This is a genomic window from Meiothermus sp., assembly GCF_037443965.1.
GTDB lineage: Bacteria > Deinococcota > Deinococci > Deinococcales > Thermaceae > Meiothermus.
Map to the genome: position 1 here is coordinate 83,860 of NZ_JBBINI010000003.1, position 22,333 is coordinate 106,192.

21 protein-coding genes and 1 pseudogene are annotated in these 22,333 nt (G+C 59.8%); 7 read left to right on the forward strand and 15 right to left on the reverse strand.

Translation table 11 applies throughout. The features are described from left to right. Positions 1 to 27: 27 nt before the first annotated feature. From argC to WKI89_RS02785, 5 genes are all read right to left on the reverse strand, one after another. On the reverse strand, positions 28 to 993 hold the full coding sequence (gene argC / locus WKI89_RS02765) for an N-acetyl-gamma-glutamyl-phosphate reductase (RefSeq protein WP_337867698.1): 966 nt from the start codon (positions 991 to 993) through the stop codon (positions 28 to 30). 165 nt (positions 994 to 1,158) lie between these two features. Next, on the reverse strand, positions 1,159 to 2,100 hold the full coding sequence (argF, locus tag WKI89_RS02770; protein WP_337867699.1) for an ornithine carbamoyltransferase: 942 nt from the start codon (positions 2,098 to 2,100) through the stop codon (positions 1,159 to 1,161). A gap of 115 nt (positions 2,101 to 2,215) precedes the next feature. Then, the gene (gene deoD, locus WKI89_RS02775; protein ID WP_337867700.1) at positions 2,216 to 2,914 is read right to left on the reverse strand and encodes a purine-nucleoside phosphorylase; all 699 of its coding nucleotides are present in this window, start codon (positions 2,912 to 2,914) and stop codon (positions 2,216 to 2,218) included. Between the two features lie 112 nt (positions 2,915 to 3,026). Further along, positions 3,027 to 4,124, reverse strand: a complete 1,098-nt coding sequence (locus tag WKI89_RS02780; RefSeq protein WP_337867701.1) for a PilT/PilU family type 4a pilus ATPase — start codon at positions 4,122 to 4,124, stop codon at positions 3,027 to 3,029. A gap of 203 nt (positions 4,125 to 4,327) precedes the next feature. Continuing rightward, positions 4,328 to 4,834, reverse strand: coding sequence for a MogA/MoaB family molybdenum cofactor biosynthesis protein (locus WKI89_RS02785; RefSeq protein WP_337867702.1), 507 nt, complete (start codon positions 4,832 to 4,834; stop codon positions 4,328 to 4,330). Positions 4,835 to 4,859: 25 nt separating this feature from the next. Between WKI89_RS02785 and WKI89_RS02790 the strand changes: the two genes are divergently transcribed. After that, on the forward strand, positions 4,860 to 5,462 hold the full coding sequence (locus WKI89_RS02790; RefSeq protein WP_337867703.1) for a GNAT family N-acetyltransferase: 603 nt from the start codon (positions 4,860 to 4,862) through the stop codon (positions 5,460 to 5,462). Positions 5,463 to 5,658: 196 nt separating this feature from the next. Beyond that, entirely contained in the window at positions 5,659 to 6,816 is a 1,158-nt protein-coding gene (locus WKI89_RS02795; protein WP_337867704.1) for an amidohydrolase family protein, read from the forward strand. A 20-nt stretch (positions 6,817 to 6,836) separates the two neighbouring features. Here the strand turns inward: WKI89_RS02795 and WKI89_RS02800 are convergent, their stop codons facing one another. Then, a complete protein-coding gene (locus tag WKI89_RS02800) occupies positions 6,837 to 7,487 on the reverse strand; it encodes a helix-turn-helix domain-containing protein (RefSeq protein WP_337867705.1) in 651 nt (216 codons plus the stop codon). Positions 7,488 to 7,775: 288 nt separating this feature from the next. Between WKI89_RS02800 and WKI89_RS02805 the strand changes: the two genes are divergently transcribed. Next, on the forward strand, positions 7,776 to 9,128 hold the full coding sequence (locus WKI89_RS02805) for an MFS transporter (protein WP_337867706.1): 1,353 nt from the start codon (positions 7,776 to 7,778) through the stop codon (positions 9,126 to 9,128). Positions 9,129 to 9,154: 26 nt separating this feature from the next. Here WKI89_RS02805 and WKI89_RS02810 read toward each other — a convergent pair whose 3' ends face one another. From WKI89_RS02810 to alr, 3 genes and pseudogenes are all read right to left on the reverse strand, one after another. Continuing rightward, positions 9,155 to 10,564 (reverse strand): DUF4832 domain-containing protein, encoded by a 1,410-nt coding sequence (locus WKI89_RS02810; protein ID WP_337867707.1) that lies wholly within the window; start codon positions 10,562 to 10,564, stop codon positions 9,155 to 9,157. A 135-nt stretch (positions 10,565 to 10,699) separates the two neighbouring features. Next, positions 10,700 to 11,021: pseudogene (locus WKI89_RS02815) on the reverse strand (DUF3208 domain-containing protein). Positions 11,022 to 11,079: 58 nt separating this feature from the next. Further along, positions 11,080 to 12,180, reverse strand: coding sequence for an alanine racemase (alr, locus tag WKI89_RS02820; protein WP_337867708.1), 1,101 nt, complete (start codon positions 12,178 to 12,180; stop codon positions 11,080 to 11,082). 300 nt (positions 12,181 to 12,480) lie between these two features. On the opposite strand from alr, the gene WKI89_RS02825 reads away from it, so the two are divergent. After that, complete coding sequence (locus WKI89_RS02825) at positions 12,481 to 13,179, forward strand: DUF547 domain-containing protein (RefSeq protein ID WP_337867709.1); 699 nt, start codon at positions 12,481 to 12,483, stop codon at positions 13,177 to 13,179. Positions 13,180 to 13,240: 61 nt separating this feature from the next. On the opposite strand, the gene WKI89_RS02830 is transcribed toward WKI89_RS02825, so the two are convergent. Both WKI89_RS02830 and WKI89_RS02835 read right to left on the reverse strand, forming a co-directional pair. Continuing rightward, positions 13,241 to 14,416, reverse strand: coding sequence for a DUF4382 domain-containing protein (locus tag WKI89_RS02830; RefSeq protein ID WP_337867710.1), 1,176 nt, complete (start codon positions 14,414 to 14,416; stop codon positions 13,241 to 13,243). A 165-nt stretch (positions 14,417 to 14,581) separates the two neighbouring features. Beyond that, a complete protein-coding gene (locus WKI89_RS02835; protein ID WP_337867711.1) occupies positions 14,582 to 14,845 on the reverse strand; it encodes a hypothetical protein in 264 nt (87 codons plus the stop codon). 53 nt (positions 14,846 to 14,898) lie between these two features. Between WKI89_RS02835 and WKI89_RS02840 the strand changes: the two genes are divergently transcribed. From WKI89_RS02840 to WKI89_RS02850, 3 genes are all read left to right on the forward strand, one after another. Next, a complete protein-coding gene (locus WKI89_RS02840) occupies positions 14,899 to 15,828 on the forward strand; it encodes a nucleoside hydrolase (RefSeq protein ID WP_337867712.1) in 930 nt (309 codons plus the stop codon). 173 nt (positions 15,829 to 16,001) lie between these two features. Continuing rightward, positions 16,002 to 16,952 (forward strand): ribokinase, encoded by a 951-nt coding sequence (locus WKI89_RS02845; RefSeq protein WP_337867713.1) that lies wholly within the window; start codon positions 16,002 to 16,004, stop codon positions 16,950 to 16,952. A gap of 69 nt (positions 16,953 to 17,021) precedes the next feature. Then, a complete protein-coding gene (locus WKI89_RS02850; protein ID WP_337867714.1) occupies positions 17,022 to 17,858 on the forward strand; it encodes a transglutaminase family protein in 837 nt (278 codons plus the stop codon). A 462-nt stretch (positions 17,859 to 18,320) separates the two neighbouring features. On the opposite strand, the gene WKI89_RS02855 is transcribed toward WKI89_RS02850, so the two are convergent. The 4 genes from WKI89_RS02855 to WKI89_RS02870 all read right to left on the reverse strand — a co-directional run bounded on the left by WKI89_RS02855 (position 18,321) and on the right by WKI89_RS02870 (position 22,027). Further along, entirely contained in the window at positions 18,321 to 19,241 is a 921-nt protein-coding gene (locus tag WKI89_RS02855) for an alpha-E domain-containing protein (RefSeq protein WP_337867715.1), read from the reverse strand. Positions 19,242 to 19,347: 106 nt separating this feature from the next. Next, positions 19,348 to 20,796, reverse strand: coding sequence for a circularly permuted type 2 ATP-grasp protein (locus tag WKI89_RS02860; RefSeq protein ID WP_337867716.1), 1,449 nt, complete (start codon positions 20,794 to 20,796; stop codon positions 19,348 to 19,350). A 176-nt stretch (positions 20,797 to 20,972) separates the two neighbouring features. After that, positions 20,973 to 21,467 (reverse strand): CarD family transcriptional regulator, encoded by a 495-nt coding sequence (locus tag WKI89_RS02865; RefSeq protein ID WP_337867717.1) that lies wholly within the window; start codon positions 21,465 to 21,467, stop codon positions 20,973 to 20,975. Continuing rightward, the gene (locus tag WKI89_RS02870) at positions 21,464 to 22,027 is read right to left on the reverse strand and encodes a TetR/AcrR family transcriptional regulator (RefSeq protein ID WP_337867718.1); all 564 of its coding nucleotides are present in this window, start codon (positions 22,025 to 22,027) and stop codon (positions 21,464 to 21,466) included. Before WKI89_RS02870 ends, WKI89_RS02865 begins: the two co-directional genes overlap by 4 nt. Positions 22,028 to 22,333: the final 306 nt, after the last annotated feature.

The following is a 22,333-nucleotide window of genomic DNA, read 5'->3' on the forward strand; positions in this document are numbered from 1 at the left end:
CTCCTGTAGACAAGCCAACGTTCCGGGCTAGTCGCCCAAGTACTCGTAGGAATGGGGCCCTTCCAGGCCCAGCATAATGTCGAGGTTCTGCACCGCCGCGCCCGAAGCCCCCTTGCCCAGGTTGTCGAAACGCGCCACGAGCAGGGCCTGCTCGTGCGCAGGGTTTTCGTAGACGAAGAGCTCGAGCAGGTTGGTGCCGTTCAGGGCCTGGGGGTCGAGTACCGGGTGGTGTTGGCCGTAGGTCTCCAGGGGCATTACCCGCACGAAGCGCTGCCCCTGGTAGCGCTCCGCGAGGGCTTCGTGCAGTTCGGCAGCGGTAACCTTTTGCGGCAGGGCCCACAGGTGTACCGGGATGAAGTCCAGCATCCCCTGGCGGAAGCGCCCCACCGCCGGGGTGAAGATGGCAGGGTGCTGCAGGCCCGAGTAGACGGTCATCTCGGGGATGTGCTTGTGGGTGAGCTCGAGGCCATAGGCCCGGTAGTCCCCGGCCAGGCGGTGCTCTCCCCGGCCTTCCATGGCGTCTATGAGCTGCCGCCCCCCGCCGGAGTAACCCGAGATGGCGTTCACCGAGGCCGCGAAGTCCGCAGGCAAAAGCCCGGCCTCCACCAGGGGCCGCAAGAGGGCGATCACCCCGGTGGGGTAGCAGCCGGGGTTGGAAACCAGGCGTGCCCGGCGAATCGCTTCGGGCTGCGCCGGGGTGAGCTCCGGGAAGCCGTACACCCAGCCCTCGGCCACCCGGTGGGCCGAGCTGGCGTCCAGGATGCGGGTCTCGGGGTTTTCCAGCATCGCCACCGCCCCTTTGGCCAGGTCGTCGTGCAGGCAGAGGATGGCCACATCCGCCGCGTTCAGCAGGCGCTTGCGCTCGAGCTCGTCCTTGCGCTTGGCCGGGTCTATCGAAATGAGCTCGAGGTCGCTTCTGTGCTGCAAGCGGGCCCGGATTTGCAGGCCGGTGGTACCCGCTTCGCCGTCAATGAACACCTTAGGTTTACTCATGGCTCCACCCAACCCCGCCCTGGCCCAGGGCGGCCAGCAGAGTTTCGAACCTGCGTGTGCGCATGCCTTGGCTCTAGGCCCAGCTCTAGAGGAAACGCCCGGAGGGGTGACGTTGCCTGTGGCTGGCCCACCTGCTTGCGTACGCGCCCGCCCTGTCCCATCCTGTTAGCTTAGCAAATGGTAGAGCAAGGCTTTTTGCGCGTGCAGCCGGTTCTCGGCCTGGTCGAAGACCCTGGACTTTTTGTGCAGGGTGGCCTCCTCGACCACCTCCTCGCCGTAGTGGGCCGGCAGGCAGTGCAAAAAGATGCCGTCGGGGTCAATTAAGTCCAGCATGGCCGGGGTTACCTGAAAACCGGCAAAGTCTTTGATTTTGCGCTTCTGGCTGGCCTCGGCCTCCTGGCCCATCGAGACCCAGACATCGGTGTAGAGCACCTGGGCCCCTTCGGCAGCGGCGCGGGGGTCGTGGGTCAGGGTGATATCGGCCCCTAGCTTGAGGGCTTCCATGTAGATGACCGCGTTGGGCTCGTAGCCGCGTGGGGTGGCGATGGTCAGCTTGGCCCCGGAGAGCACCGCGCACTGGATGTGGGCGTTGGCCATGTTGTTGCCATCGCCGATATAGGCCACCTTGATGCCTTTGGTATCGGGGAAGGTCTCCTCGATGGTCTGGTAGTCGGCCAGCAGTTGCACCGGGTGCAGCAGGTCGGAGAGGCCGTTGATAACAGGTTTGGAGGCGTATTGGGCCAGCTCTTCGACGGTGGAGTGCAGGTAGACCCGGGCTATAATGCCCTCCACCCAGCGCTCGAGGTTCAGGGCAATGTCCCGCACCGGCTCACGGGTGCCCAGGCCAATCTCGGCGTTGGTGAGGTTCACCGCGTGCCCGCCGAGCTGGTTCATGGCCACTTCGAAGGTGGTGCGGGTGCGCAGGGAGGGCTTCTCGAAGATCATAGCCAGGGTCTGGCCCTCGAGGGGCCGCAGCCCCTTGTAGGCCCCTCGCTTCATGGCGTGGGCGGTGTCCAGTACCGCGCGGTACTCGGCGGGCGACAGGTCGAGGTTGGAAAGAAAGTCGCGGCCTTTGAGGCTGGCAAGCGGCTTGAACTCATCAACCACAGGTACCTCCAAGGGTTCCCAAGGCGTATAAAAACGCACACATAGGTTTTGATTATACAAAGCCGCAGGCCGGGGCAAGCCCTCCTGAGGCAAGGCGTTGGCAGCAGGGCGCGGCTCAGATGGTCTCGAGCGCCACCTCAACCATCTGATTGAAGGTCTCCTGGCGCTCCTGGGGGGTGGTTTTCTCACGGGTAATCAGGTGGTCGCTGATGGTAAGGATGCACAAAGCCTGCACCCCAAACTTGGCCGCCAACGTATAAAGCCCTGCGGCCTCCATCTCGACTGCCAGCACCCCAAACTGGGCCCATATCTGGTAGGGGTTGGGCTGGTCGTGGTAGAAGGTGTCGGTGGAAAGCACATTGCCCACGTGCACCGGCATCCCCCTGGACTGGGCCTGCTCGCTGGCCCGGCGCAGCAGGTCGAAGGTGGCAATGGGCGCATAGTTCTGGCCGGCAAAGCGCAGGTTGTTGATGGAAGAATCGGTGCAGGCGGCCTGGGCAATCACCAGATCGCGCAGCTTGAGCTGCTCGGTGATGGCCCCGGCGGTGCCCACCCGAATCAGGGTCTTGCAGCCGTAAAACTGAACCAGCTCATGAATGTAGATGCTGGCCGAGGGGATTCCCATCCCGGTGCCCTGCACGCTCACCCGCTTACCCTTGTAGGTGCCGGTGTAACCAAACATGTTGCGAACCTGGTTGTATAAAACCGGGTTTTCCAGAAAGTTCTCGGCAATGTACTTGGCCCGCAGGGGGTCGCCGGGGAGCAGGATGGCTTCGGCAATTGCACCGGATGGGGCGGAGATATGCGGCGTCATGTCTGTACTCTATCGTGTGAAGGCAGGTTAAATACAGGGGACGGTTGTTGTTGGTTGCTGTGAGCCAATGTTTGTAAGGGATAAAAGGTGGAAATTACTTGCTACGGTAGCTTTATTCCTCCATCCAATCGCCAAGGCCCTGGTTCTCGGACTGACGCAGGATGGCCAGCTCGAACTGGGTGGGGTTTTGGGCGTGCAGGCGGGCGGTCTGGTAGTCCACCCGGCCCTTGTTGTATAGCGAGAGCAGGTTTTGGTCGAAGCTCTGGTAGCCTTCCAGACCCTGTTCGCGCAGCACCTCGCGCAGACGGTCGGTTTGGCTGGGTTGCTTGAGGGCCTCGCGGATGCGGGAGGTCAGGGTGATGATCTCGGTGACGGGGACGCGCTCACCATCGGTGGTGGGCACCAGGCGTTGATGAATGATGCCCAGAAGGCTTTCGGCCAGCAGCACCCGGTTGATGTTGCGTTCACCTTGACTGAAAAGTTCCAGCATCCGGTTCAGCACGCTGCTGCTGTCGCTGGAAACAAAGGTCGAGAGCACCAGGTGGCCGGTGTAGACCGCATTGAGCACTGCCGAGGCGGTAGCTTGGTCGCGGATCTCGCCAATCACAATCACATCGGCATTCTGGCGCATGGCCGCCAGCAGGGCTTTTTCGTAGGAGACCGCATCGGAGCCAATTTCGCGCTGAACGACCGCGGAGCGCTTGGGGCGGTGCAGGTATTCGATGGGGTCTTCGACCGTAACGATGATACGGGTGTGGTGGGTGTTGATCTCGTCCACCAGGCGGGCCAGGGTGGTGGATTTACCGGAGCCGATGGGCCCCGTGACCAGCACCAGACCCCGGCGCTGGTCGCGGAAGTATTCGAGGTATTCCGGCGCCAGATCTACCTTTCGCAGATCGCTATCTTCGCTGCCGAGGGTGTGCAGCACTGCGCTGATGGAACCGCGCTGGTAGAACAGATTCACCCGCAAGCGGGTCAGGCCGGGGAGGCTATAGGCCACATCCACCTGGCGAAAAGTACGCAGGCGGGCTTGTTGTTGGGGCGTACACAGCTTCTCGACCAGGCTGGTGGTGAACTCCGGGGTGATGGCACTCTGGCTGATGGTTCTGAGTTCGCCACCTATACGGGCCAGTACCGGCATCCCGGCATGCAGGTGAATATCCGAGGCACCTTTGTGCACCAGCAGGGTGAGCATTTCTTCAAAATGCATAGCCAATCAAGGGGCAGCCTATCATCTTTTGTGTAGAACGGGCCGGTTTTCGAACCGTCCAGCGTTACGTATCCCCGCTCCCGCTGGTATCCAGGCAGGCCAGGCAACCCGGTTGTTTAGCTTCTTCGCGCATACCAACGCTGCGCAGCGAGGGGAAGCAAAAAAACTCCCCTTGCGGGGAGTACCAGGCGCATCGGAAAAGCTTAGTCGAACGAGAGGGCATGAGCGAGTTGAGCCACCGGGCGACCGGTAATTCGCTGTACCGCTTCGGGAATCAGGGGCAGGATGACCTCGAGGGAGTCTTTACAGCCCTGAGGCCCCCCCGGCAGGTTGATGATCAGGGTTTTGCCCCGCACCCCGGCCACCCCCCTGGAGAGGGCCGCCAGCGGGTTTTTCTTGTAGGCCTCCATCCGGATGAGTTCGGCGATACCAGGGGCCTCTTTTTCCAGCATGTCGCGGGTGGCCTCGGGCGCGTGGTCGCGGCTGCTGAGGCGGATGCTGCCATTGGTCAGGATCAGATCCAGGCCGTCGCGGTCTGTCCACAGGCGCAGCATGCGTTTGATCTGGGCAGGTTCGTCGGGGATAATCTCATAGCTGGTAATCTCGTAGGGGCCAAAAGCCAGGGTTTCCCGCATCACCGCATAGGTGCGGTCTTCGACCTCGCCGCGGGCCTCGCGGTCGGAAATGGTGAGGATGCCGACTCGAATCATTTGATACATAGTTTAGACCACAAAAATGATAGTTTTGGGTTATATGTGGCACGAAAGCGTGACCTTACAGGGCCGTTTCATTAATCTTGAGCCTTTGAGCCTCGAGCACGCCCCCGCCCTGCTCGAGCACTTCGATGCCGAGATGGTGCAGTACCTAAGCAATGCCCCCAGAGAACCCACCTTGGAGGCCATGCAAAACTACATTCGGTCGCTGCTCTCGGCCAAAGACCGGGTCAACTGGGCCATCTTCGACAAGGCCAGCGGCCGGATGGCCGGACGCACGGGCTACGTGCGAATCAATCCAGAGTACCGCTCCTTAGAGACCACCACCTGGATCTTCACCCCCTTTCAGGGGGGGTATGCCAATCTCGAGAGCAAATACCTGCTCATCCGCCGTGCCTTTGAAGATTTGAAAGCCATCCGGGTGCAATTCCGGGCCGATGCCCGCAACAGCCGCAGTTGCAAGGCCATCGAAAAGCTGGGGGCTACTTTCGAGGGGATTTTACGCAAAGACCAGATCTACCCCAACGGCGTCATCCGCAACACGGCGGTCTACTCCATCATTGATGAGGAGTGGCCTGGGGTGAAGAAAAACCTCGAGGCCAGGCTTTACGGAAGGGGGGCTTGAGGAGCTTCTCCCCGGGTGCATCCCGTGTACACGACCGTTGTGCCGGGGATCTGTTCACCCAGGGTAATGGCTTCGCCCTGAACTCCCCACAGGCTATTTGGTTCCACCAAGGTACTGTAAAATACCGATAAGCGCTGGCATTTTGATAAGTTCGGGCTTACGCTGGGTCTGCCAGATATCCTTAATTGGGGGGAGCATGCATCTAACCAGCATTCCTATTTACGATCACCACGCGTATTCGTTGTTCACTGAGGAGCGTTGGCGGCAGGAGCCGCTCGAGCGCTACTTCACGCAAAGCCCCAGCCCCCAGATGCGCTCTTTTGTGCAGGATAGCCTGTTTTTTCGTCGCAGCCTTCGCGACCTGGCCGAGTTTTACGGCTGTGAACCCACCCCGGAAGCCATCGGAGAAGCCCGCCAGCAGCACAACTACGGCGAACTGGCCCGCTGGCTGTTTGCCGAGGCCAATATCTCCTATCTGCTCCTCGAGGATGATGGGATAGATAGCGATCACTGGAGCATCGGGGAGTGCGACGAACGGCTGCCACCAGTAGCCCGGCGGGTTTTGCAGCTCGAGGCCGAACTGGCCCGATTCCTCGAGCGCCACGACAGCGCCACCCACCTCCTGAACGCCTTCGAGGGTCATTTGCGAGCCCTGGCGCCCACCGTGGCCGCTTTCAAAAGTGTGGTGGCTTACCGCAGCGGGCTGGACATTACCCGCCACAACCTGGTCGAACTCGAGCGCGCCTACAGCGAATTGCGCCGCAACCCAACCCCCGGCCAGACGACGCACATCACCAGCAAGCCCTTGCTGGATTCCATGCTGTGGATAGCCCTCCGGGTAGCCCGTGAGGCAGGCAAACCCGTGCAGTTTCATGTGGGTTATGGCGACCCCACGCTGGATATGCGGCTGGCCAATCCCCTGGGGCTGCGCGGCGTGTTGGAGGCTCCCGAACTGCAGGGGCTGAACATCGTTTTGCTACACAGCTATCCTTATGTGCGGGAAGCCGGCTATCTTTGCAGCAGCTATCCCGGTGTTTATTTGGATTTAGGTCTGACCATCCCGGCGGGAAGCGTGCACGCCATGCGCACCGCCCTGCACGAGGCGACCCACCTGGCCCCCATCCGCAAAGTGCTTTTCTCCACCAGCGCCCGCCACAGCCCGGAGATGTTCTGGATTGCGGCCCGTTGGGGGCGGCGCATTCTGGCCCAGGTATTGGAGCAGGCGGTCTACAATGGCGACCTCACCAACGAGGAAACCGAATGGGCCGCCGAACGCATTCTTGCCCGCAATGCAGCCGAGCTCTACGGCACTTTTGCCAGCCCACCCACCGAGCCGGTAGTATCGCAGTTTTAGCCAATAGCCAGATGCTGTCCCTACGGATCAGGCGTCGGGGCCAGCCCCAGGTGCATTACATATTTTTCTGCGCCGCCCCGGTGGGCGTAGCGTTCGTAGAGCTCCCATAGCTCGCGTTGCAGGGCCTTGGCGTCGGCCCGGTCGAGCCTCAGGCCCCCTGTCCAGAGGTTGAGGGTGGCGGGGTACTGGGGTTCTAGCGTTTTGGCCTCTTCGCCGAGGTCGTCCAGGCTCGAGCCCCAGATCAGCAACCCATCGCCGTTGAGATAGACCACCATCTGCGACGCATATGGGCTTTCTCCCAGGGCTTTTTGCAAGCCGCGCTCGAGTTGCGACTTCCAAAACAGGTGTTCGGTCAAGCTTAGCAGCAGGCTAGGGGGCACCAAATCCAGCGGAAAGCGGAAGGCTGTAGCGGTAGCCCGGTAATGCTTGATGGGTCGGCCTCGCCGGGCCTCTGTCTTTACCACTTCCAGCAGCCCGGCCTGCAACATCTGCTGCACCCGGTAATGCATGGTCTGAATGGGCTGTTTAAATTCCTCGGCGGCTCTTCGGGTGGTGGTGGGTTCGCGCATAAAGGGTTTGAGGAAGACCGCCACATCGGGGTTGGCCAGGATGCGGGCTGCCAGCGCGTTGTTGAGCTCGAGCACCCTAACACTTTCTGTTGTTCTGGACACGCTTGCATTCTATACAATCTCTGCGCGTGATACCGGTTCCGCTTGCCGCGCCGGATAGATTCCGGCTCCGCCGGAATCACGTAAGCGACTTCGCCGGCAGGTTCCGGCTTCGCCGGAATCGCGTAAGCGACTTCGCCTGAGGCGCTCGAGGGCCTCTTTCTTTGCTTTTGGGGTCACCTGAACGCAGACTTGCTCTACTCCAAATTTCGTCTTTTTTGCCGAGTAGACCTTCCCTAGACTAAAACCGCAGAAAGGCACCTGGGTATAACAACCCAAGTCCATAAAGACATGCAGCCATACTTGACCGGACTAAGAGGATTCACACTGGTGGCCTTCGGGCAGTTGGTCTCGCTGGTGGGCAGCGGTATGAGCCAGTTTGCCCTCACCATCTGGGCTTTCGAAAAAACCGGGCTGGCGACCTCACTGGCCCTGATGGGCTTTTTCTACATGGTGCCGCTAATTCTTATCTCGCCCTTTGCCGGGGCCTGGGTGGATCGCGGCAACCGCAAGCTGATGATGATGGTATCCGACCTGGGTGCGGCACTGGGAACCCTGGCGGTGTTCTTGCTCTATCTGAGTGGGGGCCTGGAAATCTGGCATCTCTACATGGTAGGGGTGTTGAACGGCCTGACCAATGCCTTCCAGTGGCCGGCCTACTCGGCGGCCATCTCGACGATGGTGGACAAGAAAGACTATGCCAGGGCCAACGGCCTCCTGGCGCTGGCGGAGTCGGCCTCGGGCATCGGGGCCCCAATTCTGGCCGGTATCTTTCTGGGGCTGGTAGGGCTGGGGGGCATCCTGCTCCTGGATCTGGCGACCTTCGCAGCCGCTTTCCTAACCTTGATACTGGTGCACGTACCCCAACCCAAGCAGAGTAGAGCCGGACTGGAAAGCCGTGGGAGCCTGCTGGCGGAGGCCGTCTATGGGTTCCGCTTCATCTTCGCCCGGCCCAGCTTGCTGGGTTTGCAGACGGTATTTTTGTTGGGAAATCTGGTGGCCAACCTGGGCTCGGCCATTATGGCCGCCATGATTCTGGCCCGCACCGCCTCGAGCGAAACTGCGCTGGCCACCGTGCAAAGTGCAGCCGGTATTGGCGGTGTGCTGGGCGGCCTGCTGCTCTCAACCTGGGGCGGCCCCCGGCGCAAGGTACACGGGGTGCTCTTGGGCTGGGTGCTCTCGAGCTTTTTCGGGAGTGTGCTGCTGGGGCTGGGACAAAGCGTCTGGGTATGGGCTCTTTGCGCCTTTACCTTCGCGCTGATTGTGCCCATCCTAAATGGTTCCAACCAAGCCATATGGCAGGCTAAAGTACCGCCCGATGTGCAGGGAAAGGTATTTTCGGCCCGGCGCATGATTGCCTGGGTGGCCGGGCCCCTCGCCATGCTGATCGCGGGGCCGCTGGCCGACCGGGTTCTTACCCCCGCCATGATGCCCGGCGGCTCGCTGGCGGGTCTGTTTGGCGGCCTGCTGGGTGTGGGCCCAGGGGCCGGGATGGCCCTGCTGCTGGTGGTGAGCGGCTTGCTGGGGATGGCGGTGGGCCTGGGCGGCTATTTGTTCCGAGTGATACGCGAGGCGGAAGACCTGATCCCCGACCACGACCAGACCCCTGGGGCCCTCATCAGGGCCGAGCCGGTGGGACAGTAGCCCAACCGCTCGAGAAACCACGTGCTCTACTCAACCTTCAGGATAGCTTGCAGGTTGTTATAGCCGGTGCTGGCCTCCCAGATGTTCTGGTTGGCCAGCCGAATAGCGTACTCGGGTCGGCCCTGGAGGCCACTGGTGGCATCGGGCAGGTGCAGCAACAAATCGTACTCGCCGGCGGGCAGATTGGCTGGCAGCGCTACGTCTACACCAATGGTGGTAACCTGCCCAGCCGTCCAGCGCCGGGGATCGCTGTTGAGTGCCACCGTGTAGACCGTCTGGGTTCCCCGGGCCCGCAGCACCAACAGAACAGGGCGTGGATTGAAGGGGGTGGCGAAGCCCTCGTTGGCAATCTCCAGGTTCATCTGCAAACGCCCACCTCGGCTAACCTGCTCGGGCACAATCGAGCGTACCAGGCGGAAACGGTAGCCCAGGCGACGGGCAATCTCGTCGAAGCAGCCTTCGGCCCGCCAGCGGTCTATGGCCGGGCGGTAGAAGGTCAGGTTGAGATAGCTCCAGCGGAAACGGCGCATCTCGGCCAGGGCAGTGGGGCAGTCCGTGCGGTGCTGCGAGGGGTTGACCTGGCAGGTTTCCCCACCCACCGCCGTGAACTCGGTCATGCGATCCAGGTAGCTCTGCATGGCGCTCTTCTGGCTGATGGGGTTGTAGGTGCCGGTATCGTCGGGGCCGGACAGAAAGCAGTCGTTGTGGTGGCCTACGCGGGCCTGGTTGCTGCCGTTGTAGGCGCTGTTGCTATCCAGGGGGGTGGGGTAGATGGCCAGCAGATCGCCGGGGTAGCGCAATTGCACCATGCGATCGGCAGGCGTTGCAGCCAGCAGCGCGCCCAGGATGGTTCGCTTGTTGGCCAGCGAGGTCAGGCCATTGGTGGAAGCGTGCCACTCGCCCCAAGCCCCAATGAAGCCCGCCTGAAGAACCAGAATTACATCTTTGTAGTCCCGCAGCACTGGCTGAAACTGCTCGATATGGCGCAGTACCCAGTCCAGTGGTGCGTCGGCTTCGAAACCGAAGTTGTAGGCGAAGCGTAGCACCACCTTGAGCCCCGCCCGCCGGGCGGCCTCGAGGCCCCGGGTCACCTGCGCAATGTAGGTCTGGGGCACCAAAGAGGTGCGGTAGGCATCCAGCCGCACATACGAGTGCACCACCGTTACCTGGTGCTGGGGCTTAACCCAGCTCAGGTTGGTCTCCTCGGTAAGGGGGATGCTGACGTAAAAGCCCCGCTCGGGGTTGAGGAAGTTTTCGTTACTGGCCTGATAGGTAATGGTCTTGCCAGCCGGCGGGGTCGGCGTTGGAGCAGGAGTAGGGCTGGGGGTAGGGTTTGGCGAGGGTGGGGCCGGGATCTGGGTCTCGAGGCCGCTACAGGCCGTAAAAAACAGGGCAAGGCCCAGTCCTAATAAAATCCGGGATAGGTTGTGGCTCATCGCTCAAACCCCGTCGAGTTAGTCTAAGAGCTCCACCCATCCCCTGTGCATGAGGAGACCTTAATCCGACCTTGAGGTTATTTGAGCTACAGGCCAATAGCGCGGCGGGTCTTCTTACTTACAGACTAACCTGCATTAAACCTGCCGCAGGTCTTCCAGCAGTTGCCAGCCTACCTCCTTGGGGGTGGCCTCGAGGTAGGGCTTTAGTGCCTGGCTCACCCACAGCGCCAGCGGCTTGAGGTCTTGTGGTTCCTGCTCGGTGCGCACCAGCAGGGTCACCTGATAGAACTGCTGGGTCTCGGTGGGGGTACCGTCCTCGAAAAAGGTCATGGGGGGCGCGCACTTTGTCTATCAGCGCGTGCACCTCCCCCAGCTGGCGGGGAATCGCCTCGCGGGGGTCGAAGGAGAGTTCCTTGGGGTGCCACAGATACCCTTGAAACAGCTTGATGGCCTTCATGGCAGTCACGGGTCTGATTTTCGTCGCTGGAACAGAAACCAAAAGTGGCTTTGGCCCTTTATCCCACCCGCGCCACCTCGACCCCATCCCGCAGGTATACCCTGGGCAACCGTGGAGAAAGCCGCACCGCTGGCTCGTAGCTAACGGTTCCGGTTAGTTCGGCCCAGCCCCACAGGCTGCTGGTGGGGTCGAAGTCGGGGGTGACCACCTCGAAGACCTGCTCCAGGCCCACCGGCCCCGGAAGCTTCACGGTAATCTGATCCATCGAGACCCGGCCCACCACCGGGCAGACCTGGGTTTCTGCGTGCTGGGCGGCAAAGCGAACTGTGGCCCGATTGAAAACCAGCCGTGGCATGCCATCGGCATACCCCACCGGCAGGGTGGCGATCCATTCCCGGCCCTGGGTGGTATACAGGCCGCCATAGCCGATTTTGCGCCCCGCCGGCAGCTCTTTGACCTGGGTGGGTTTGGCCAGCAGGCGGGCAATGGGTTTCAGACCCAGGTGGGGCAACAGGCCATACAGGCCGATACCCGGACGCACCGCGCTCAAGCCGTGCTCGCCAAAATTGAAAGTTCCGGCCGTATTGCACAGATGGTAGAAGTAGCCCGGCCCAAACGCCTGCTGCACCTGCTTGAAGCCGGCAATTTGCGCTTGGGTCCAAACCACATCTTCCTCGGCATCGGCAAAGTGGGAGTAAATGCCCTGGATGAGCAAGTTTTCGTACCGAAGGAAGTGTTCTTTGACCATTGGGGCCTCTTCAGGTTGGAAGCCCACCCGGCCCATGCCGGTGTCGAACTCGAGGTGCACCGTCACCGGCTTGCCCAAGGCGTTGAGGGCCTCGGCGCTCTCGAGGGTCGAGATGGAGGGAATCAGGTCCAGCTCGACCACCTCCCTGGCCTGCTGGGGGTGCAGACTCCCCATCAACAAAATGCGGGCTACAATGCCGGCTTTGCGCAGCTCGCGGGCCTCGTCGGTGGTGGCCACCGCCAGCCCCCAGGCCCCTAGGCGCAGCAGCTCCTTGCCTACCTCCACCGCCCCGTGCCCATAGGCGTTGGCCTTAACCACACCAACCACCTGGGTATGACCGGCTCTGGAACGCAGCAAGTTATAGTTGTGGGCTAGGGCATCGAAATTCACTTCCAACCAAGCAGGACGCATAAGCGACAGTCTAATACCGGTTCCGCTTGAACCCCGCACCTTTGGGTGTAATCAAAAGGTGAGGAGTTCGAGCCGACCGAAGGGAGTAGGCGTGAATTCCGGCGGTATTGTTTAGGCTTTCAAAAGTGAACGATACTGCCGGAATGCGTATAAGGGGGCAGGGGTATAGAACCAAAAGTCGGCAATTCCCACATACTCCCTGCGGCATCTGGTTTAATCTTGATAAACGTAAGGTGTCCCGTGGCCGTAAACCCGAACCCTGTTGCAGAGCCGCAGCTTGCCACTCAGTTGCGCAAGCTGATGAACCAGATAAAAGCGCAATACCTGCACCACCAGGGAAAGATGGTGGACTACACCGGGCTGCGAACCGGCCCTCTTTGGGGCGAGCTGGAAGCTCGCATCTCCGACCTGCGCCAGGTTGACCCCGCTAATTGGCCGGAGCAGCCGCAGCGCAGTTTCTGGATCAATCTCTACAACGTTCTGGTGCTGCACGCGGTCATGGTGCGCGGACATCCAGGCACCCATCCCCTGCGTCAACTGGCCTTCTTCCTGCGCAAAAACTGGCTTATTGGGGGGTATCGCTGGAGTCTCGACGACATCGAGCACGGCATTTTACGTGGCAACCAACGCAATCCTTTTTTACCGCTCCCACCCCTTGGCCCGCGCGACCCCCGGCGACGGCACAGCCTCCCGCTGGACGCCAGGGTTCATTTCGCCCTCAACTGTGGCGCAAAATCCTGCCCACCCATTGGGGTTTATTCGGCAGAACACTTGGAGGAACAACTCAACTTAGCGGCTGCCTCGTACCTTCGCTCCGAGGTCGAGTTCAGGGGGCAAACCCTCAAACTGCCCCGGCTGCTCAAGTGGTATCAGGCCGATTTTGGCGGGCAGAATGGCGTAGCAGGCCTACTGGCCCAACACCTGGGTTACAACGTCACCGAGGTCTCTCAGATGCGCTGGGTTTATGGGCCCTACGACTGGCGCATCAATGCACTATAGAAGGCAAAAACTGCCACAAAAAAACCTCCCCAAATAGTTGGGGAGGTTGCGCAAAACGATGTTACTTCAGTTCTACCTCCACGCTGGACATTTTGAAGTCTTCCACCAGCACGCCCGCAGCCTGCCCGCTTACCGCGACGCTGCCCACGGTGGCGCTGACGCTCACGCCGTAGGTGCCGGACGGAAGGGTGCTGAATACATACTTGCCGCTGGCATCGGCCTGGTTGCTCGAGGCCACCGTAGCACTGCTGGCATCCTTGATTTCCACCGTCACATTGCTGGGAGCTGTTGCCAATTTGAGCGAAACCGTGATTCCACCGGTGGGTTCAAACTCCGCATCAACGGTGGTGGCGGTATTTGCAAGGACACCGACGGTTTTCTTAGTTAGATAGACCACGTTCTCGGGGGTCTGGAGGCGGAAGGTGAACTCGTAGGTAGCAGGCGCCGCCAGCGCCGCGAAGCTATACAAGCCCAGGGCGTTGGTCTGGGTGATGTAGGTGTTATCGGCAGATTTGGCCTCCACACCGGCATCCTGCACTGCACGGCCTCCCTTGAAGGTGACCTTGCCACTCACAGCCCCGGAGGTCACATCGCCGCTGGCCTTGACCACCGGCTTGAGCATGTAGCGGCCATTGCCGGTCTGTACCAGCGAGTGGCCCAGGTCGAACGCCAACATCAGGGTGGTGGTGGCATCTACCTGCACCTTGAACCCCCCCTGGATGACCAGCTTGAGACCGGTCTGCTGGCCGCTGGGAATGCGCAACGGCACTTTGGTACCATCCTTCATCACCAGATAGACCGATTGGGCATCGGCGCCCGACTCGGCAGGTGAAAACAGACGGAACTGGGTATAGACCCCTGCCGGCACCGTGCCCTTGATGATGGTTGTGGCCTTGCCCGACAGGGCCATCAGGTCAATGTCGGGGTTGCCGTCACCATCACTATCGCCCAGTTCGGAGTTGGGCTCCAGCCCAGCCACCCGGCCCCCCTCGCCCACCAGTTCGATGCGCTTGAGGTTGACCACCACTTTGGCCATCTGCGAGAGGTCGGTTTTGGGGCGGCCCAGCGGATCGAGGGAAGGGGTTCCTTGGGCCAACGAGTTGCCCGACAGGTCGGCGGTCATCAGCAGGGCCTGAAAATTGGGTTGATTGGCACTGGTAGATGTGGAGCCACAACCCGCAATCAGCACGACCAGCGCAAGAGCCGCGAACAAATTACGAAGAACGGTAGTATTCATGGTTTCTCCGCTTGGGTTCCCACCCCAAGGGGCCAGAACCGGACTAAGCGAAGTCTAATAAGGTGCAATTAATCGGGGGTAAATAGGGCAGGCGTTATTAGCGTTATTAGCGCAAGGTAAAGCCTACATAAAGACTGAGATTGATGCTGCTATTTAGTTGACCAGCTAAACTTTGCGAATTTTCATGCTTTGCACCTGGCCGGTCTCGGCATTGATGCGGAAGGTCTTGTACTCACGGGTGCGGGCCGCATCGCCCAGGCTCAGGTAGGCGGTGGGTTCGCGTACCACAAAGGAGAGGGTAACCTCCCAGAACTGATTATCGGGGGTGAGTTCCACCTCCTCGAGCCGCAGCTCGGGAATCTGCCTTTCGCTGAACAGGGTCTGGATGTACTCGGTGGCAATCTTGACCGCTTCCTTGACCTCGAGCATAGATAAGGCGATTGTACCGCAACAAAGACCGCTTCTGGTGTAAGCTATCTGGCGTGCCGCGCAAAATCATCCTCGACTGCGACCCCGGTCACGACGATGCCATCGCCATCATGCTGGCCCTGGCCAGCGAGGAGCTCGAGGTCTTGGGCATCACCACCGTGTATGGCAACGTGGGCCTCGAGCGCACCACCCGCAACGCCCTGGTGGTGCGGGAAGTGCTGGGCCAAAGCGTGCCCATCTATGCCGGAGCCGACCGCCCCCTGGTACGCGAGCGCATCAGCGCCGAGGCCGTGCACGGGGTCTCGGGGCTGGAAGGCCCCGACCTGCCCACCCCTAGCGGCCAGGCAGAGCCGAAACACGCTGTGCATTTCATCATCGAACAGGTGCTCCGGTACCCCGGTGAGGTCACGCTGGTACCGGTGGGCACCCTTACCAATATCGCCCTGGCCATGCGCCTCGAGCCCCGCATCATTCCCCAGATTCGAGAAATTGTGCTGATGGGCGGCTCGATTGACATTGGCAACTGGTCGCCCAGTGCCGAGTTCAACATTCTGTGCGACCCCCATGCGGCCAAAATAGTGTTTGGCGCAGGGGTTCCACTGGTGATGATGGGCCTCAACCTGACCCATCAAACCATCGCCCATCCCGCACGGGTGGAGCGCTTCCGCGCTCTGGGAACGCGGGTGGGGGCGTTTACGGCGGAGCTGCTCGAGTTCTTCCGCGAGCACCATATCAAGCGCTACAAGTGGGACGGAGCCCCCATCCACGACGCCTGTGCGGTGGCTTATTTGTTGCGCCCCGAGCTGTTCAAAACCGCCCTGTTCAACGTAGAGATCGAGGCCAACGAAGGGCTGGCCTTTGGGCGCACGGTCTGCGACTACTGGAGCGTGACCGGCAAGCAACCCAACTGTGAGGTGGGCCTCGAGATTGACGTGGACGGCTTCTACGACCTGCTGCTGGAGCGTATCGCACGCTATGCGTAGCGTCGCCGGAGCTTCGAGCATCGGCAGGATTTTTTCGATACGATACCCATTCCGGCAGTATCGTTCACTTTTGAAAGCTTAAACGATACTGCCGGAATGCACTCCCGAACCCTTCACCTTTGATTACACCCAAAGGTGAAGGGTTCAAGCGGAGCCGGTATAAGCTATAGGCCATGAGCATTGTGGTGGTGGGAAGCATCAACATGGATCTGGTGGTGAGGGTCAAGCGGCATCCGATTCCCGGCGAAACCCTTTTGGGCTCGGATTACGAGACCCATCACGGCGGCAAAGGGGCCAATCAGGCCGTAGCAGCCGCACGGATGCTAAGCCGTACCCTTCTCACGGCTAAAGGAGCCACCACGGCAGCAGCCCAGAGTGCAGGGGTGCGGATGATTGGACGGGTGGGGCAGGATGAGTTTGGCAACCAACTGCGCAACGCCCTTAAGCGCGAAGGCATCAACGTCAATGCCACCATCCCCATCGCAGCCCCTACCGGCGTGGCCTTCATTGCGGTTGACGAAGAGGGACAGAACACCATCATCGTATCGCCGGGCTCTAACCACCGCCTCCGGCCCGAAAACCTCTCCCCTGCCGAGTTCGAGGGGGCACGGGTGGTGGTGTTGCAGCTCGAGATTCCCCTCGAGACCGTACGACGGGCTGCCGAGCTGGGCCGCCAGGCGGGGGCCAAGGTTATCCTGAATGCATCGCCGGTACAAAAACTGCCCGACCGGCTGCTGGAGTGCATAGACATCCTGGTTGTCAACGAGAGCGAAGCCCTGGGCCTGAGCGGGGTACTGCCCGACTCGCCCGAAATGGCCCTCGAGGTCGCTATGGTACTGGCCGAAAAAGTACCCACCGTCATCATCACCCTGGGTGAACAGGGTGCAGTATGGGTATCCCCAGAGGGCCGGGGCCACCAGCCTGCCCTCGAGATTGAAGTTGCAGACACCACTGGCGCGGGGGACGCCTTTATTGGTGCGCTGGCCACGGCTATATGTGAAGTAAAAACAATATCCCACGCGGTGCAGCGTGGCTGTGTGGCTGGGGCTTTGGCGGCCACCAAGACCGGTGCCCAGTCTTCGCTGCCCTGGCGCGAGGATGTGAATGCCCGGCTCGAGCCATGAGCTAGGCTCGAAAAACCTCCTGGAGCTTTCAACCCCCCACCCTCGAGATTTTTTGATAGGCTATGGGTCGTGTTGTTATCGGTATATCACCTAACCGAGTATTCTTATCCCGACGAAGCGCGGGACTCCTTTAATGAGCTGTGGCTGTATCCGGTGGACGACCACCGCCAGGGGCTGCTGGAGTTTCGCTTAAACATCACCCCCGATTCGATGCCCCGCAGCCGCCAGGATTACTTCCACAACCGGGTCTACGATTTTCATGTCACCAAGCCGCATAAACAACTGCGGGTGGAGATGCAGGCCAAGGTGGTCACGTTTGCGGTTCCCAAACCCAATGCAGTAGCGGTGCAGGTGTTGAGCAATTTAGAAGCTCGATTTTTTGAATTTCTAGCCCCTACGCCGCGGGTGCCCCTGCACTACAACTGGCTCGAGCTTTTAGAGTTGCGTCGCCCCAGCCCCCGCGAAGACCTGCACGGCTACCTACTCGAGGTAACCGAGCACCTCAACCGCATTCTTAACTACGACACCAAAGCCACCGAGGTAGACACCCCCTTGATCAAGTTTGTAGAAGGTCGAGCTGGGGTCTGCCAGGATTATGCCCAGGCCATGCTGGCAGTGCTGCGCAGTGTGGGTATTCCGGCCCGCTATGTTTCGGGGTATCTGGCCACCGGCGTGGGTTCGGAAGGCAGCCATGCTTGGGTCGAAGCCTTCGTGCCCAGCTCCGGCTGGTGTGGCTACGACCCCACCAACAACTCCACCATCACCGAGCAGTACGTCAAAAAAGCCCACGGGCGCGACTACGACGACTGCCCGCCGCTCAAGGGGCTGCGGCGAGGTGGAGGCAAGGAAAGCCTCAACGTTTTGGTCAAGGTCGAACCGCTGCAAACTCCGCTTACCAAAAGCTAGAGCACTCTTCACAATCATTGAGCTCCTTACCAAACTCGATGCCTGTGTCCTGCACAGCACAGTGGCCTCCCGTCCGGGGGGCAACGTCCGTGAAGAGTGTGTTGACACTCCCACGGCTAAAGCCGATGGGATTCTTGCCCCGCGCCCAGAGGTTCTGTGATTTAATAAAGGTGTGATACCGTTTCCGCTTGAATCCTTCACCGCCCGCCGCAGTCAGAGGTGAAGGATTCAAGCCGACCGAAGGGAGTAGAAAAGCATTTCGGTAGTATCGTTTAGGCTTGCCGAAGTGAACGATACTGCCGAAATGCGTATGACAACTGCGGTGGACTCGGATCTCCCAGACCGCACGCGACTCCCACGTGGCCGAGCACGGTGGAATGCCTATTTAATCCGCCCCCCAGAGTAGGTATCCTCTGCGCCGCTCGTTAAGTTGGCGCTCCTTGATAACTCCGAACCAGCATTCTAGTAGCCAAAATACACCTGGCTGAGTTCGATATGAATCTCCGCGAGTTCTTCCAGCAATTCTTCTAGATCGGGATCGCGCTTTTTGAAGACCTGGTTGGCGTTTTCGAGATATTCCAGCGTCGAGGACAGTTTCCCCACCTTGCGCACGGCTTCTTTGCCCACCCCATCGCTGTGACGGCGCACCGCTTCGGCGGCCCGCTTGAGGCCATCCACACTAAACCGCACACTGCGCGGAAAATCGCTGTTCAAGAGCAAAAACTCACCGATGCGCGGTAATTCCAGGGTGGTATGGTAAATCTTTCGGTAGGCCTCCAGGGCTCCCACGCTACGCAACAGCGAACGGTTGAAGTGGTTCTGTACTTCGGCCTCCTTGGACATCTCTCCGCCGCCAATGTAGGCCTGCAAGACCCGCAACATGTTATCGGAGCGCTCGAGGTAGCGTCCTAGCCGCATGAAATAAAAGCCCAGATCGCGCGGCAAGGTCACTTCCGAAATGCCCATGATCTGGTGGCTGGCTTCCCGCACCGTCACGCAGTATTCGTGCAGGCTTTCCTGGGCCATCACCTGTTCGGTGTTGTAGTAACACTGGTTGTAGAGCCGGTTGATCTGTTCCCAGATCTCGAGGTTCAGGTGAAACCGTGTGGTACGGGCGTTCTCACGCACCCGCCAGACACAACTACGAATGCTGCTGGCATTGTGTAGATCGAAAGCCAGCCATTGCACCACGGTTTCTTCGGTGGGCTCGATGTTTTCAACCTCCAACGCCTGCAAAATCCGGCCCCACCAGCCCGGCGCAACGCCCTCTACCGGAGCTTCCGCTACCGCGTAGTAGTTCACGTCCAATAACCGCGCCGTATTCTCGGCCCGCTCGATGTAACGCCCCAGCCAATATAAGTTTTCGGCAATTCGGCTCAGCATGGCAACTCCGTTTGAGTTGGGCACAAATACGAGGAGCAAAGACAAAAAATTGGGAACGATGGCGATATTTTGCCACTCTCCCTCTCCTTTTCCTCGACCCCTCCGTTCATGACAGCACCCATGTATCTTTCGACCCCCCACCCTGGGACGAATTCACCACCAGCGAACCCCGCCGCAGCGCAACCCTGGTCAACCCGCCCGGCAACACCTGGATGCTCTCCCCTACCAATACGAAGGGACGCAAATCAATGTGGCGCGGCTCAAAGGTCTGGGTATCGTCGGCAAACGTAGGGCTGGTCGAAAGGCCCACCACCGGCTGAGCTACAAAATTGTGGGGTTCGGCCCGTACCTTCTCGACATATTCGGCCACCTGCTCTTTGGTGGCATGCGGCCCAATCAACATCCCATATCCTCCCGACTGATCTACTTTCTTGACGACCAGCTCGGCGGCATGCGAAAGAATGTAGTCGGCCCCATCGGGTTCAGCGCCAATGTAGGTCTCCACGTTGGGTAGAATCGGCTCCTGGTTGAGGTAATACTTGATAATGCGCGGCACATAGGCATACAGCGCCTTGTCATCGGCCACCCCATTGCCAATGGCATTGGCCAGCGCCACCCGACCTTCGCGGTAAACCTTGACCAGCCCCGGCACCCCCAACGCCGAATCGGGCCGGAAGACCGTGGGATCTAGAAAGTCATCGTCAATACGCCGGTAGATCACATCTACCTGTTGCCGGCCTGCGGTCGTACGCATCCAGACCCGCCCGTCTTCAACGAACAAGTCTGAACCTTCCACCAATTCCACTCCCATCTGTTGGGCCAAAAACATGTGCTCGAAATAGGCGCTGTTGAAAGGGCCAGGGGTCAGTACCACTACACAGGGTTTGGCAACGTCGCGTGGGGATAAGCTCTTTAGGGTACCGAGGAGCATATCAGGATAATCCTCCACCAGACGCACCCTGGCTTTGGACAACAACTGGGGAAAGGCCCGGCTCATCACCCGGCGGTTGGAGAGCACGTACGAAACCCCAGAGGGCGTGCGAAGGTTGTCTTCCAAGACCCGATACTGGCCTTTCTCGTCGCGCACCAGATCAATCCCGGCCACATGGGTAAAGGCCCCATGCGGCAGCTTAACCCCATGTACTTGCCGGTAGTATTGCGGATGGTTGAGCACCAGCCCTGGCGGCAGCACATTATCTGAGAGAATATGCTGCCCATTGTATATGTCGTTCAAGAATAGATTGAGCGCTTTGACCCGCTGAACCAAGCCTTGCTCCACCACTTTCCACTCTGCAGCAGGAATAATACGCGGTAGAATATCCAGCGGAAAAGGCCGCTCGGCTGCCGCGGGATCCCCATAGACCTGGAAAGTAATGCCCTGGTTGCGAAAGGCCAGTTCGGTGAGGGCCCGGCGTCTTTGGAAATCTTCCAGTCCCAGTTCGTTGAAGCGGCTCACCACCTCGCTATAGTGCTTGCGTGGTTTTCCATCGGCATCGAATACCTCGTCAAATACATGGCTTTTATAGCTCGAAAACCAACCTGCAACCTGCTTCATGCAGGGATTATATCGTTTGGCGAATAAATATCCAGAAGAAAGAGAACAGGGCCGAGGTAAATGTTGGCTGTAGAGCCTGTATGTAGGAACCGCTCTATGGCTGTTCTCTCTGCTTTGCTGCTCTTTTGCTCAAACAAAAAAGCCCCCTTTCGGGGACTTTTATGGGCTTGGCAGGGCTAGTTAAGACCTTCGCCCACGGTCTCTTCAAATAGCTTGCGGGCTTCCTCGAGGTTCATCTCCAGCACCTGCGAAATTTCCTCGGCCAGCAGGTGCATGGCCCGGCGCAGGGCTTGGCGGTCGAGGTCGGGCAAACCCTTCTCGAGTTCCCAGGCCCGCAACTGACCCGCCAGGGTTGCGATGCGGAAAGGGTCGCCATCGGCCAGAATCTCGGTGGTCTTGCGGTGACGGGCTGCCCATTGACGAGGCAAGGGCAGGCGGCCCTCGCGCAGCAGGCCCAGAATCTCATTCACCTGATCCGGTGACAAGGCCCGACGCAGACGGGTGGTTTGGGGGGCTTCTACGGGCACATAGGCTTTGGAACGCGTTCCGGGAAAGTCAACTTGATAATAGGATTTGTCTGAACCCGCAACCGAACGCTGGGCGATCCCCGCCACCACACCTACGCCGTACGGCGGCAACACAACCTTATCCCCTGGACGGTATTCGCTCACAACGCCACTCCTTTCAACAACACTCCAAGCAGATGCTCGAGGTAGGCTTCCCGTGGAAACTCGAGCTGCGGATTGCAGGCCAGGGCGGCAATGCTGGCAGCGGTCAGGCTGGTATCAAGTTCGGCGCGCACCTCACCCCTGGCCTTGCCATCCTGCACCAGCTTTTCCAGCAGTTGCTGGTAATGCTCGTGCATGCCCCTAAGCCAACCAGTGGTATCCACGGGATGGGCTTCCCGCGCTACTGCTGCCCACAAACCGCGCCACTCCTCTACCCAAGCGATGCGAAGCCGCAGCACTTTGGCCAGCCGGTCGCGGAAGGAGCCGCTTTGGTTCACCACTTCTTCCACTTTTCGGTAGTAGGAGAAAGTATGGTGCTCCACCAGCGCCTTCAGCAAGTCTTGTTTATCCTGGAAATAGAGATAAACCGTGCCTTTGCCGACTTCGGCCTCCCGGGCAACTTCCTCGACTTTTAGGCCCGACAACCCCCGGTCTCTTAAGACTCGGATGGTTGCCTCGAGGATCACTTCGCGTTTGGGGGCAGTCCGAGCCTCCACGGTCACGGCTATAGAGTGTACCAGAACCCCAGGGTGCAAAGATGAGACCGGCGGCGGACATAAGCCTGGTTCTACCTCGAAAAACAGTACCAGACGCCATTTATCAAAATTGGTTGGTTGGCATTAAGGCGGCTCGAGCAGATTTTTGATTTACTTTACCGTTTAGCAAATTAACAATAGTTCTGATTAATACGGAATTATCAAGAAAACTTCGCAGAATTCTATCAAGGGCGCTGGCCTTAACTCCCAGATGCTCCTTCAATCAAATAGCTCCCGTTTTTTCCAGATTGTTTGCTTGCCCATGTGATTCCA

What these genes read in the sequence shown, in the direction of transcription:
- WKI89_RS02805 (WP_337867706.1), top strand. Translation starts at nt 7,776, where the DNA reads ATGCAGCCATACTTGACCGGACTAAGAGGATTCACACTGGTGGCCTTC.
- WKI89_RS02810 (WP_337867707.1), bottom strand. Translation starts at nt 10,564, where the DNA reads ATGAGCCACAACCTATCCCGGATTTTATTAGGACTGGGCCTTGCCCTG.
- WKI89_RS02785 (WP_337867702.1), bottom strand. Translation starts at nt 4,834, where the DNA reads ATGATTCGAGTCGGCATCCTCACCATTTCCGACCGCGAGGCCCGCGGC.
- WKI89_RS02790 (WP_337867703.1), top strand. Translation starts at nt 4,860, where the DNA reads ATGATAGTTTTGGGTTATATGTGGCACGAAAGCGTGACCTTACAGGGC.
- deoD (WP_337867700.1), bottom strand. Translation starts at nt 2,914, where the DNA reads ATGACGCCGCATATCTCCGCCCCATCCGGTGCAATTGCCGAAGCCATC.
- WKI89_RS02860 (WP_337867716.1), bottom strand. Translation starts at nt 20,796, where the DNA reads ATGAAGCAGGTTGCAGGTTGGTTTTCGAGCTATAAAAGCCATGTATTT.
- WKI89_RS02835 (WP_337867711.1), bottom strand. Translation starts at nt 14,845, where the DNA reads ATGCTCGAGGTCAAGGAAGCGGTCAAGATTGCCACCGAGTACATCCAG.
- argC (WP_337867698.1), bottom strand. Translation starts at nt 993, where the DNA reads ATGAGTAAACCTAAGGTGTTCATTGACGGCGAAGCGGGTACCACCGGC.
- WKI89_RS02855 (WP_337867715.1), bottom strand. Translation starts at nt 19,241, where the DNA reads ATGCTGAGCCGAATTGCCGAAAACTTATATTGGCTGGGGCGTTACATC.
- WKI89_RS02845 (WP_337867713.1), top strand. Translation starts at nt 16,002, where the DNA reads ATGAGCATTGTGGTGGTGGGAAGCATCAACATGGATCTGGTGGTGAGG.
- WKI89_RS02825 (WP_337867709.1), top strand. Translation starts at nt 12,481, where the DNA reads ATGAACCAGATAAAAGCGCAATACCTGCACCACCAGGGAAAGATGGTG.
- WKI89_RS02830 (WP_337867710.1), bottom strand. Translation starts at nt 14,416, where the DNA reads ATGAATACTACCGTTCTTCGTAATTTGTTCGCGGCTCTTGCGCTGGTC.
- WKI89_RS02780 (WP_337867701.1), bottom strand. Translation starts at nt 4,124, where the DNA reads ATGCATTTTGAAGAAATGCTCACCCTGCTGGTGCACAAAGGTGCCTCG.
- alr (WP_337867708.1), bottom strand. Translation starts at nt 12,180, where the DNA reads ATGCGTCCTGCTTGGTTGGAAGTGAATTTCGATGCCCTAGCCCACAAC.
- WKI89_RS02795 (WP_337867704.1), top strand. Translation starts at nt 5,659, where the DNA reads ATGCATCTAACCAGCATTCCTATTTACGATCACCACGCGTATTCGTTG.